This window comes from Rubritalea spongiae, from assembly GCF_042652385.1.
Classification (GTDB): domain Bacteria; phylum Verrucomicrobiota; class Verrucomicrobiia; order Verrucomicrobiales; family Akkermansiaceae; genus Rubritalea; species Rubritalea spongiae.
On sequence record NZ_JBHSJM010000001.1, the window covers coordinates 2,418,078 to 2,430,693 of the forward strand.

A 12,616-nucleotide genomic window follows, 5' to 3' on the forward strand; every position below is an offset into this window, starting at 1 on the left:
TTTCCTCTATTGGTAAGGGTACTAATATTGCGGGGGGAGTGATGAAGACTACACACGAGAAATGATCTTGTGAGCTTCTTGGTGAATTGTTAGGTAGATTCTAACATATGAAGAATTCTTTATTTATTGGAGGTGTCGTTGCTGTTTTAGCTGTTTCTGAATTTGGGTATTCCGAGGAGATTTCATCTGCTGAGCAGGCCTTGAAGGAGGTGTTGATGGTGGCTGAGCAAGAGCAGGGTGGGGAGGGTTCCGTGAGTTATGAATCGGTCTATCTCGAGCTTCAGAAGTTAGAAAAGCTTTCAGGGGAGGGGCAGTACAAGCAATGGCTGGAACAGCTCAAAGCATTCTCGAGCATCCAGGAACGGACGGGTAACTATTGGCAGTACTCGCGATTGATTTCTCAAATGTTGCTCAAGGTTTTTCCTGATGTAGAGTCGTGGGAGGAACTGTCTGGCGAATTAGAAGAGTTTGCTAATGACGAGTCTTTGTCTCCTAACTCAGCAAAGGCTTTGAAGCTCTTGGTTAAAATTTTAGAAGGGAATCAATCCGAGTTCGAAGAAGTGCTGTACGCCGATCTTTCGAAGGAGAAGAAGAAAAAATGGATCATCGCACGTATGCTTAGTGGCGGGAGCTCTGAGCGAGATGACTTTTCAAACCTCAAATCCCAATATGAGAGAGAGTTTGCGGATGTGGAGATGTTGTTAGAGGGTTTCGAGAAGAATGTGAGTCAAGCTGAAGCGCAGTTGAAGTCGCAGCGCTATGCGAGTCTCACGGTTCCAGCCTTAGTTCATTTTTTAGGTGAGGAAGAAGCTTTGCCATACATAGAGAAGGTTGCCGACTTTCTAACAACAAAAGGAATGAAGGGGCAGAGTCGAGTGAATATCAATTTGCCGAATGATCGAGCGACCTTGGAGGTATTAGCTAAGGTTTTGAAAGAGCGAGAGGATGCCATCACTGTGTATCCGCGAAAATTGATGTCAGTTTTACGCGATCGCGAGTTGTTGGAGCGGATGCTTCCTGCGGTGGATAAATTTTCTCAATACGATCAGCGCAATGTACGCGAGATGCATTTTGATCTCAAGGTGTGCGCTGGGGACCTAGACGGAGCGAAGAGTGCGCTAGCTGTGCTTGAAAAAGTACGGGCGTCAGAAATGAATGCTCGATTGGGTAATTTATCTAAGATGGATCCTCAGCTTGTGGCACTGATGATGAGGCGTAATGGATTGAGTAGTGTATCGATTCACCCGCAAAATCGGGCTGAGAAAGAGGTGGCGTACGCGACATTGGTTAAATTGCTCGATGAGCCAGAGAGCGGCAGTATGTGGGAATTGGTGAACCGTTATGGTTTGGAGTTGGGCAAAAGTGAGGAAGTGTTGGCCTTGTTCTCAGAGAAGTTTCCTGGAGAGAAGCCAAAGACTCTAAATGAGGCACGAATTTCGCAAAGTATTGCAATGACCTATCTATCGCTGGACGCGGTGGAAAAAGGGATAGCGCTTCTGCAGGGGGTGATTGAAGTTTATGAGAATGAGTTAGAGGCGGTGCTCGAGGAGGAGAAGGAGCTTGGCTTAAAATCATTTCCGCTCAGCGAATTGGCTAGTTTGTATCAATCCGAGGCCAAAGTAGCTGAGGCTCTGGGTGAAAAGGAACGCGCCCTTTCACTATACAAAAAGGTGCTAGAGATGCCTCAGAAGCTAGATTTGAAAGAGAGTAAAAGTGGGGAAGAAGTTTTTAGTAGTATCGAGTACGCAGTGCTTGAGAGTATTTCTAGAGCGATTCAGTTAGGTGATTTTTTCAATGCTCAGGAGTCTCTAGTCGATCTGTTAGAACTGCGTAAGAGTTTTGATGCAGCGAGAAAGCCAAGCCAATATTATTATGGAATGTATGGCGGTTCTGACAGCCGAGTGAGTATTGGCGAGAAGTTGGTTGAGCTTTACCGTGAAGCGGGCAGAGCTGAGGATATTGTATGGTTGATGAAGCATTTTCCCTACTGGGGGCAGAAGGATTTGTTTGAGTTAACAAAGAAGGAGCTAGTTGTGGATGCTGCATGGGCATTTGCTGAGACTGGTCAGAAGGATTTGGCTTTTAGTTTATTGAGGAAAGGACTTACCGAAGGGAAGATGTTGAATTACGATCCTGCGTACAAATTGCTGTTGAGTTTGAAGCATGAGGGGACAGCGGGTTTGCTGGATGCTCTGATTACGCATAATCCGTTTCAAGAGAGACCGCTAATATGGAAAGCGCAGCTCGCTATTGAAAATGGAGATTTTAAATCAGCTGAGGTTTTAGCTCGAAAAGGTATCGCGATTGATCCGTCAGACGGTGAGCAAGGGAAGGATGACCGGATGCAAGTGTACGCTGTTTTAGCCGATGCTCTTGCGGGGCTGGGAAATCAGAAAGATGAGGATTTTTTTCGTGAAGTGGTAGCGGCGATAAGGATGGGTGAAGATGCGGATACTCTCTTCTATGCGGGGCTTACTACGCGTGCATTGGAGCAGTACAATCGCTCACTCGAGCATTTCGCTGATGCCTATTGTTTGCAATCACGGCTTGCTGTGTATCACGCAAAGATGGGTGAACACGAAAAGGCCGAGCAATATTATCAACGGGCATTTGAGCTGATGCCGTCTAGCTTTGGTCGAGTGGAGAGTCATTGTTTTGGTTGTGAAGGTGCGTTCAAAGGTGAAGTGGCTCAAAGCATCGCGGAGAGGGTGTTTACCTCTCTGATTGAAAAGAATCCGAAGCATCCGCAGACCTACTACTTGATGGGTTATCTGGAGGATTCACGGAATCGGGATGACAAGGCCTTGGAGTATTACAAGAAGGCTGTGGAACTTGATCCACTCTATTTGAATGCTTGGAGTAAAATCGTTTCGAGCAATGTGGCGCCGACAAAAGCAAATCTGAAGTTAAAGGAAGATGCTGGGTTGAAATTGTTGGAATTAGATCCTTATGAGAAGCAAACTTCTCGTAACAGTAATTTAAGTTTCAGACTCAAAGATGCCTACACGATTTTGCAATCGGTTCCTCAAATGCCTAGTACAGAGGAGGCGTATTTCCAACTCGATGCGAGCGCTGAACTCCTTAAAAAGGAAGGCGAAGAGGCCGAGTCACAGCAACACGCGGCAGGTGTGAATGTGCGTGAACAGCATAGAGTCAGCAAGTTGTTAGAGGAGGATACGAGTGCTCGCTCAATTATTTGGCAAGATCAGCTTGTGAGGGGGACGCTCGACATTTTTGTGCAAGGACTCACTCAGTAAGACGCTATAAGGATGTGCAGCGGGCTCGTAGTTTACAGGCCTCGCTGCGCAAAACCAGTGGACAGAGCGGGTGAAATATGGCACGGCTTTGCCGTCCATGAAGCAGGAACTCGAAACCATCCAAGCTGATGCTCTCAGCGCGATAGAAGCAGCCACTGATCAGAAGATTCTCGACGAGGCGCGTGTAGCGTTTCTTGGCAAGAAGGGTCGACTCACCGCGGCATCTGCGGCGATGAAAGATCTTCCGAATGAGGAGAAACCAGCATACGGTCAGGCTCTGAATATGGCGCGTCAAGCGATCACGGCTGCGATCGAGTCCAAGCTTGCAGCTTTGCAGGAAGAGGCTGATAAGAAGTCAGTAGAAGGGATCGATCTCACGCTTCCTCCACGCGAGCTACTCGAAGGTGGGCTTCATCCATTGACTCTGATTAAGGATCGCGCGATTCAAATTTTGCGCCGGATGGGCTTCGCTCTTGCGGAAGGACCTGAGATAGAGACTGAGTACCATTGCTTTGACGCGCTCAATACGCCAGATGACCATCCAGCGCGCAACGAGAAGGACACTTTTTACTTTGATAGCGGGAAACTTCTCCGCACTCATACTTCTTCTGTGCAGATTCGCACCATGGAAAAGGCGACGCCGCCAGTGCGCATTATAGCACCTGGTTCTGCGTATCGTCGTGACGAGATTGATGCGACGCACCTTTCTGTTTTCAACCAGCTCGAAGGTTTGTTCGTGGCAGAAGACGTGAAGCTTGGCGATCTCAAGGGGACGTTGGAGTACTTCTTGCGAGCATTGTTTGGGAATGAAACTGAAGTGCGTTTTCGCCCGCACTTTTTCCCATTCACTGAGCCGAGTTTCGAGATTGATGTGAAACTTCATGTTAAAGGCCAGGCTCCGAAGTGGATCGAAGTTGCCGGTTGTGGCATGGTCGACCCGGCGGTTTTCGCATCGCTCGCAGAGAGTCGTGGTGATGATCTTTTTGATCCAGAAAAGGTGACTGGTTTTGCCTTTGGGATGGGTCTTGATCGTCTTGCGATGATCCAGTGGGGAATTAAAGATATTCGCCTCTTGATCGAGAACGATACGCGCTTCTTGAAACAGTTTGCATAAGTTAAGGAACAATCTGAAGCTTTACAGATGGTAATAAATTCTTTAAGTTAGCTGTTAATGGTTCAATCGATGGTTAGCAATGTAGTTATTCAAGATATCTTGGCGAAGAAGGCTGCAGGCGTAGAACGCATGCGCTACCGACAGATGAGGATACAAGAACGACTAGCTGACCGTGTCGAGAATGATCCAAAAGCGATTGAAGAAGGTTTGAGCAAAGTCCGCTCTCAACTAGCCAAACGAGCGTGTCCAGCCCGTGAAATTTATCAGGAATGGGAAACCATCTTGACTACTAAGACAGCTTCTTACGTCGCGAATTTGTTACGCGATACCTCTCCAGAGAGTGACCAATTACGTGCATGTGCACCCTTTAAGTTGGCTTAACTTATTAAGTTCTCTGAAGAATTTGACACAGAGAATTACTTCTCGGAGTCTGAAAGTTTTAGCATAGTTCGAACGTTGTTTAACAAGCCGTGTAGCACATGGCACAGTGTTTGCTGGAATTATGATTGATGAAAAAGAGAATGTGGTGATGAGCACACAGCGTGAATTATTTGAAGCAGATCTTAAAACTGCACTGAGAGCGGCTGCAAAAGCTTACGATAGAAAGCGTTTTGTAGTTGTCGGTTCGGCTTCTATCTTAGCTTCTCATCCAGATGCTCCGGGGTACTTAAGGCTTTCAGCGGATATCGATATGTTTCCTTTGCGAAAGCTAAAGACGGAGACCTTCAAACCTGGCGATGATCTTGTCGGGCAAGCTAGTGAGTTCGAGCACGAGAATGACTTCTACGTCGAGCGTGTCGGAGACTGGACCATGTTGTCACAGCCTGCAGGTTGGTTAGAGCGCTGTGTTCAATTTAAGGTCGATCATATTACGGGCTATTGTTTATCTCCGATTGATTTGGCGTATAACAAGACAGAGGCGGGTCGGAAGAAGGATATCGATTTTGTCGCTGGCATGATCAATGAGGGTATCATTGGCCGTGAGGAACTGGGTATTTTTATCCAGTCTGAATGTCCACACCCTGATTTATTGCCGACAGTTGAAAAGAATTTTGAAGTCGTCTGTGCTGAGTTAGATCATGTCTAAACTTGAGTAAGGTCACTCTATGCCGATTGCCAAATGGCAGTGAGGTTTTTATTCTAGTTTATTGGAGATGAAACTTGAGCGTTCACGGGGAAAGAGTTGTGCTCTCTAATGTATGGAGTCTCAGAAGGTTTGACATTTTGGGCAATTTCCTGCAGTGAAAGCGCATCAAATGTCGGGTTTTGATACGGTGGTTTCACCGTGCATGAGCCTAACAGCTAACACATCAAACTTAACACCGCCTCGCAGCTGCAAGGCATTGTCCCATGAACGTATCTTTCAATTGGCTCAACGACCACCTCGACCTTAGCGACCACAGCATTGAACAGCTCGATGACCTTCTCACTTTTGCCGGTGTGGAAGTGGAGGGCATTTCTCAGACTGGTGTTCCATCTGACAAAATCGTTGTCGCGCAAATTGTGGAGGCTGTTCAGCATCCAGATGCAGATAAGCTGAAAGTGACGAAGGTTGATGCGGGCGAAGGTGAGCTGCGCCAGATTGTATGTGGTGCAAAAAATTATAAGGTCGGAGATAAAGTTCCGTGTTGTTTGCCAGGTGCGAGTCTTGGTGATTTCACCATCGGGGAAACCAAGATGCGTGGAGTTGAATCTAAGGGAATGCTCGCTGGAGCGAGTGAGATTGGTCTAATCGACGAGGAAGATGGGCTGATGATTCTGCCAGAAGATGCTGAGATTGGTAAACCACTGGTTGAGATGTTTGCCTCTGATACGATCATCGAGGTGGAAATCACTCCGAACCGTCCCGACTTGCTCAGCCACGCAGGTATGGCGCGTGAGCTATCTGCGCTCACTGGAAAAGAACGCAAGCCGTTTGATCAGCCAAGTCTCGAGACAGCTGCAGCATCTACAGTGAAGATTTCTGCGGAGGAGCGATGCCCGCTTTATACTGCAACTAAAATTTCTGGAGTAAACGTCATTGAGAGCCCAGCGTGGCTCAAGACGAAGCTCGAAGCGATCGGTCTCCGTCCGATCAATAACGTGGTGGATATCACTAACTTTGTCCTGCACGAGCTAGGGCATCCACTGCATGCATTTGATGCTGCTAAAGTGGATGGCGCACTCGATATTCGTTTGGCCAGTGAAGGTGAGAAATTCAATGCTCTCGATGGTGGCGAAGTGGAACTTAGCTCTGAGGACCTTCTTATTTCTGATGCTGCAGGTAATGCACTTGCGCTGGCAGGTATCATGGGGGGGGAAGATTCAGGTGTCACGGAAACCACTGTTGATATCATTCTCGAGGCTGCGTATTTTACGCCATCGTTCATTCGCCGCAGTTCACGACGCACGGCGCTAAACTCTGATTCATCGTACCGATTCGAGCGCGGTTCTGATCCGCAAGCAGTATTTAACGCCGCAGCGCTTGCCGCGAAATTGATCGTAGAAGTCGCAGGTGGAACGATCGAGGGGGCTACTGAAGTCGCGGGGGAGGCTCCAGTGCTGACGCAGCCTGTGACTCTTGATGTGGCTAAACTTGAGCAGCTCATGGGAGGGTCGATCACTGTTGATGCCGCAAAAGACATTCTTACTAAACTAGGACTGACTGAAGGCGCAGACAACAGCTGGGATATTCCTAGTTACAGACTCGACCTCCAGCGTCACATCGATTTGGTGGAAGAAATCGCACGCGTGCATGGTCTTGAGAATGTGGAGAGTCGTTTCGTCGGCGCATACGTGGACGAGAGCGCTGTCGACAAAGCTTACGATTTCCAATTGCAACTCAAACAGCAACTCGCTGCACTCGGCTTTTATGAGACACAGACGATCAAGTTGATTGCTGAGCACTCTAACGACAACATGGTCGCACAGATGTGTGATGCCCTTCCGCAGCGTCCACTGATGGATGGCGATCTCGTAAAAGTAGCATTGCCGCTTTCTGAAGATCACGCAGTGATGCGTCCGAGCTTAGTGCCTGGACTGGTTGCTGTAGCAGCACGTAACATCCGCCAAGGGCGAAAGTCGCTTCGTTTCTTTGAAATGGGCAAACAGTTCCGTAATGCTGGTGGCGGCAAGGCGAAGGATCTTGAAGCCGAGTCGCTTGGCCTGCTGATGTCTGGTACAGATGCACCACTCAACTGGGCCAACAAAGCTCCTAACATAGTTGATCTCTACGATCTTAAGGCCGTGATTGCTGCGGCTCTTCCAAAAGCTGTCGTGCAGCTAAAGGAACGTAAGCGCGAAGGGTTCATTCTTGCTGCTGATGTACTCGCTGATGGCAAACCTATCGGTGCTTTTGCTCAGCTCACACCTGCACGTTGTCGTGCGATCGATGCGAATAACCCAGTCTATGTGGCTGAGCTTGATCTAGTAAAGCTGCAGCAGCTCGCTACTGGCATTGAAAAAGTAGATCCACTTCCTCAGTTCCCAGGTTCTAGTCGCGATGCTGCGATGGAGGCACCGATCTTACTTGAGAATGCAGCCATTGAAAACGCGATCAAGAAGCACAACGAAAGCTTGTTGGTTGACTTTCATTGCTTCGATGTCTTCACCGACCCGACTGGAGAGAAGTTGGCTGCCGATAAAAAGTCAGTGGCCTATAGCTTCACCTATCGTTCCGCGGATAAGACGCTTAAAGCTAAAGAAGTTGATAAAGCGCATCAAGCTCTCCTCGACTACCTAGCGAAGAGCGTGAAGGTGACTTTTCGTTAAAACGGGAGTTCTGATAAACGGAAGTCGCGTTATCGAGACGCGACTTTTTTACCAATTAGGTTTGGACTGTATGAGCAATTTCTGCTGGCTGTATGGGTGGGTGAATTCTAACAGGCTGGCGTGGAGTTTGAGATGACCGTGTTCGGTGGCTGAGCCGTAGAGAGTGTCGCCGATGATGGGGCTGGCGAGACCTTTGGGGTGAGCGGCGTGGACGCGGAGTTGGTGAGTACGGCCGGTGATGGGCTTGAAGAGGATGCGGGCGTGTCCATTTTTATTTCCTAACAACTCCCAATCGGTGATACCTGTTTTACCGTGGACGGGGTCGTAAATTTGATGTGGCCGGTTGTCGGGGTCGAGTCTGAAGGGGAGTTCGATGTGGCCGCTGCTAGTGTGGACTGCTCCTTCTAACAATGCGATGTATTCTTTGCGCGTTTGGCGTTGTTCGAATTGGCGGGAGAGATGTTTGAGGGTCTCTGGATCAAGAGCAAAAAGCATTATGCCAGAGGTGTCCATATCGAGCCGGTGGACGGCGGGGTAGCTCGGAGCGTGTGGGAATTTGTTTAATACTCTAGTGGTGAGGGAATCGTTTGCGTGGACGCCCTTGCCTGGTACGGAGGTGAGGCCGCTTGGCTTGTTCACAGCGATAAGGAGGTTGTCCTGATAGAGAATGTCGAGAGAGTGGCTCACGGGATGGATGCTGTGTAGGCTTGGGGGAATTGTCGATGCTAAGGTGTGGAATCGTGTTGAGTAAATAGAGGATGAGAGTATGATTGCGGCCATGGAAAAAGATGCTCTGTTTGAAGTTGCTTTCGAAAAATTTGATGCGGCCAATTCACAAGACCCTAGGATGTGGGAGGCTGATGGAAGTTCGTATCCACAAGAGCTCTTTTTTTCTGAACAGCATACCAAGTGGGTGGAGAAGTTAGATCCAGATGCGTCTGATGAACTTTTATTAGCATCGCGCTGCCAGCACATTTGCCGTTGGGAAATTCCGCGCAAGAGTTATCCGATGGATCGCACTGGCTACCTCACTTGGCGCAGCGACTTGAAGAAGTTTCATGCGGAGAAAGCGGGCGAGCTACTTAAGGAGGTGGGCTATGATGAGGCTACTATCGCACGTGTGCAGGATTTGAATTTGAAGAAGAATTTACGGAAAGACCCAGAGTGTCAGACGCTGGAAGATGCGCTTTGCCTTGCATTCATGGAGCACCAATTTGATGATTTGATCAATGATACTGAAGAAGAGAAGATGATCAAAATAGTTCAGAAGACTTGGAGTAAAATGAGCGAAAAGGGTCATGCCGAGGCACTGAAGTTAGATTTTTCGGAGAAGGCTTTGGCGATTGTGCAGAAAGCCTTGGCTTAAATGCTTTTGTTAGGGGTGAAACCTAGGCGGGCTAGGTTAAAAATCTCATCCATGCGATCCTTTAGTTCCGACTGGAGACAAGGGTTCAAGCGGCGGGAGTGGGCGGTTTTATCCGCATATATAATTTAGTTAGTTTAATCAAATTATGAACAATTGGAGTTGCTGTGATTCCCTTTGTTATGGGAGATGAGTTTACGTCAGTTAGAAAATACTGGCGAGAAAGGTGAGACTGCAGTAATAGGGAGAGCATGAAATGTATCATCATGGGTATGGCTCTTTCTCTAACATTTGGTGTGTATGCTGAGGAAGAGAAGGATGCAGTACAGCTTACTGAGGCAGCGGTGAAACCGGAGTGGGAGAAGCTTAAGAGTGCTGCAGCTGAATATGTAAAAGCTTTCAATAACAAGGATGCAGGAGCTATAGCCGAATTATTTTCGGAGGAGGGCGAGATTTTATTGGCGGAGGATGTGAAGCTGGTGGGGCAGGATGCGATAGCGGAGTATTACAATCGAGTTTTTAATGAGCATCCAGATTCGCAGGTAGGCTTGGAAGCAACTTCTGTGCATTTTGAGACACCAGAGTTGGTGGTGGAGGAGGGAGCTGTTGTTTTTTCAGAAGGTGATGAGGTTCTTTCGACCCATTTTTATGTGGCTATTATTGGAAAGCAAGAAGATGGAACTTGGAAAATTTTACAGAGTCGAAATCGTGAGGTGTTAGAGTCTACAGCGAATAAGGCGCTTGTAGAGATCGGCGGGCTTGTCGGTGATTGGGTGGCGCGTTGGGATGATTCGGCTTACAAAGTAGATTTTAAATGGGACCCTTCAGGGGCGTGGATTGTGGGTAATGGCAGGTATATTTCGCCTGATACTGAGACGGTGCACATTAAAATCCGCATTGGTTGGGATGCCGCAGCTGAGCAGATGGTTTCGTGGTCTTTTGATTCGCTCGGTGGCCATTCGCATTCAGTGTGGGTGAAGGGTGAAGAAGGGTGGTCAATTAAGGCTGAAGGTGTGAATGCGCAAGGAGAGACCACTTCAAGCAAGCAGGCTGTGAGAGTCGAAGAGGACAAGTCTGTGATCTGGGAATTTACGCAACGTGAGGTTGCTGGTGAACAAGAGGAAGATTTCGAAATGCGTTTAGTGAAGACGCCGCCAAAACCATTTACAAGCCCAGCCGGAGAATAGCATGAAGGAAGCAAAATGTAGATTATTTCAGAGTTTGTGGATAGGGTCCACTTTAAGCTTAGTGGCAATACCTATCATAGAGGCGCGAGGTGTGTCCCGTGCAGGCGGAGGAGGAGGTGGTGGCCATAGGGCTAGTGCAGGACGATCAATGCAGCGTTCTGCCCCTGTTAAGCGGGCGCCGATGACTAGTTCGAGACCTAGCTCACGGCCGAGTGTTTCTAGACCGTCTGTGCAGCCGAGTAGCCGACCGAGTATTTCGAGGCCGTCAGTGCAACCCAGCACACGACCAAGTGTTTCTAGACCTTCTAGTGGATCAAGCTCTCGTCCAAGTGTTTCCAAACCGTCGGTGAACCCGGTAGATCGACCAAGTGTTTCTAAGCCGTCCGTGAAGCCTGGTGATAGACCGAGTGCTTCACGGCCAAGTAGGCCTGCGACTCGTCCGTCGGTGAAACCGGGAGACTCCCATTACTCTAAACCTAGTTTGGGTATAGATGGGCGACCATTACAGAATCGCCCAGGTGGGGGAGCTAGTGAGCGCCCTTCGGTGCGACCTAAACCTGGTGATGGCATTGCTTCTAGACCAAGTCCTCCAGGAGCGGGTGGTTCAGGGAATCGACCCAAGCCTGGAAACCGTCCGTCGAGTGGCAAGCCCATAAACAAGCCGCCAATAGGGGATCGCGTGTCTGGGGTTGGTAAGCCGGGGCTTCCCAAGTGGGATAATCGTCCAGGCGTGGGTCACAGGCCGGGCAGAGGTGGAAATGTAAATGTTGGAAACAAAGTGGATGTGAACTTTAGCCGGAATGTGAATTGGTCAGTAGATTCGAGACATTGGGGCGGCAGACCTTGGTGGGGAGCTGGTTCGTATTATCCATGGCATGGCGGGCATTGGCATTATGGTTACCATTATCGACCATACTACTATCCAGCTGGCCGTGCGATCGCGTGGGGCTTAGTGGGGTGGGGCTTAGGAAACTTGATTTTTGATTGTGGTTACTATCATTATTTCAACCCATATCCGACTCAGACCGTTGTGGTTTATACCGATGGTGGACAAAGTAGTAATCTTAGCTATGCAGAGCCAGTTGGCGTTTCAGCTGAGCAAACTGTGGAGCAGCGTTCTGACATGAGCCAAGAGGAGAGTGATACGATGGCGAAGAAGGCAAGTGACGCCTTTGAGGCTGCTCGTGTTGCTTTTAAAAGTAAGGATTATGTCACAGCATCGAAGAAGACTGATGAAGCGATCAGTTACGATCCTGGCGACACAGTTCAACATGAGTTTAAAGGGCTTTGTCTGTTTGCTCTGCAAAAATACGCTGATGCAGCATCTGTGCTAAATTCGGTGCTCGCAGGAAGCCCTGGCTGGGGCTGGGAGACGATGATTGGACAATATGATTCTTCTGCCACTTACGAAGCTCAACTTAGGGCGCTCGAGGACTATGCTAAGAAGTCACCTAAGGCTGCTGAGGCACAGTTTTTGTTAGGTTACCATTATATGACAGCAGGTCATTTAGATGAAGCGTCTGAGGCATTTGCTAAGTGTGTGGAGCTACAGCCTCGCGACCAAGTGGCGCAGCAGCTGTTAGAGTTGACCGAAAATTCAACGACTGGTGATGGAGATGACTCTGATTTGCCAACTGATTCTAAAAAAGAGTATAACCCTCCGCCATTGGATTCGATGCATGGGAAATGGACCGCGAAGACTCCAGAAGGGACAATCGTGTTGATTATCAGTGACGATGACAAGTTTGTTTGGAGTTACGATGATGGTAAGAAGCCTTTTAAAATGGAAGGAGGTGCTAGTATGGACGAGGGCTTGTTAGTGCTGAGCGACGACGATAGCCAAATTGTAGCGGCAGTAGAAATGAAGGATGACTCAACGCTGAACTTCATTGTCGCAGGTGGAGCGGAAGGCGACCCTGGCGTTGATTTTAATAAATCATAGATC

10 protein-coding genes are annotated in these 12,616 nt (G+C 48.5%); 8 read left to right on the top strand and 2 right to left on the bottom strand.

Annotated elements, in window-relative coordinates; translation table 11 throughout:
* Window positions 1-107: 107 nt before the first annotated feature.
* The 5 genes from ACFPK9_RS10820 to pheT all read left to right on the top strand — a co-directional run bounded on the left by ACFPK9_RS10820 (window position 108) and on the right by pheT (window position 8,121).
* Complete coding sequence (locus ACFPK9_RS10820) at window positions 108-3,257, top strand: tetratricopeptide repeat protein (protein ID WP_377094892.1); 3,150 nt, start codon at window positions 108-110, stop codon at window positions 3,255-3,257.
* A 97-nt stretch (window positions 3,258-3,354) separates the two neighbouring features.
* Entirely contained in the window at window positions 3,355-4,371 is a 1,017-nt protein-coding gene (gene pheS / locus ACFPK9_RS10825; RefSeq protein ID WP_377096620.1) for a phenylalanine--tRNA ligase subunit alpha, read from the top strand.
* Window positions 4,372-4,440: 69 nt separating this feature from the next.
* Window positions 4,441-4,752, top strand: coding sequence for a hypothetical protein (locus ACFPK9_RS10830; RefSeq protein WP_377094893.1), 312 nt, complete (start codon window positions 4,441-4,443; stop codon window positions 4,750-4,752).
* Between the two features lie 121 nt (window positions 4,753-4,873).
* A complete protein-coding gene (locus ACFPK9_RS10835) occupies window positions 4,874-5,458 on the top strand; it encodes a DUF6036 family nucleotidyltransferase (protein ID WP_377094894.1) in 585 nt (194 codons plus the stop codon).
* A 263-nt stretch (window positions 5,459-5,721) separates the two neighbouring features.
* Window positions 5,722-8,121: a phenylalanine--tRNA ligase subunit beta gene (gene pheT, locus ACFPK9_RS10840; protein WP_377094895.1), complete on the top strand. Its 2,400-nt coding sequence runs from the start codon at window positions 5,722-5,724 to the stop codon at window positions 8,119-8,121.
* A gap of 48 nt (window positions 8,122-8,169) precedes the next feature.
* Here the strand turns inward: pheT and ACFPK9_RS10845 are convergent, their stop codons facing one another.
* On the bottom strand, window positions 8,170-8,808 hold the full coding sequence (locus tag ACFPK9_RS10845; RefSeq protein WP_377094896.1) for an RluA family pseudouridine synthase: 639 nt from the start codon (window positions 8,806-8,808) through the stop codon (window positions 8,170-8,172).
* Window positions 8,809-8,899: 91 nt separating this feature from the next.
* Between ACFPK9_RS10845 and ACFPK9_RS10850 the strand changes: the two genes are divergently transcribed.
* Window positions 8,900-9,487 (top strand): DUF4202 domain-containing protein, encoded by a 588-nt coding sequence (locus ACFPK9_RS10850; protein WP_377094897.1) that lies wholly within the window; start codon window positions 8,900-8,902, stop codon window positions 9,485-9,487.
* Between the two features lie 248 nt (window positions 9,488-9,735).
* Window positions 9,736-10,671: a YybH family protein gene (locus ACFPK9_RS10855; RefSeq protein ID WP_377094898.1), complete on the top strand. Its 936-nt coding sequence runs from the start codon at window positions 9,736-9,738 to the stop codon at window positions 10,669-10,671.
* A gap of 27 nt (window positions 10,672-10,698) precedes the next feature.
* Here the strand turns inward: ACFPK9_RS10855 and ACFPK9_RS10860 are convergent, their stop codons facing one another.
* Window positions 10,699-11,010, bottom strand: a complete 312-nt coding sequence (locus ACFPK9_RS10860) for a hypothetical protein (protein ID WP_377094900.1) — start codon at window positions 11,008-11,010, stop codon at window positions 10,699-10,701.
* 7 nt (window positions 11,011-11,017) lie between these two features.
* Here ACFPK9_RS10860 and ACFPK9_RS10865 point away from each other — a divergent pair, with 7 nt between their 5' ends.
* On the top strand, window positions 11,018-12,613 hold the full coding sequence (locus ACFPK9_RS10865; RefSeq protein WP_377094901.1) for a tetratricopeptide repeat protein: 1,596 nt from the start codon (window positions 11,018-11,020) through the stop codon (window positions 12,611-12,613).
* Window positions 12,614-12,616: the final 3 nt, after the last annotated feature.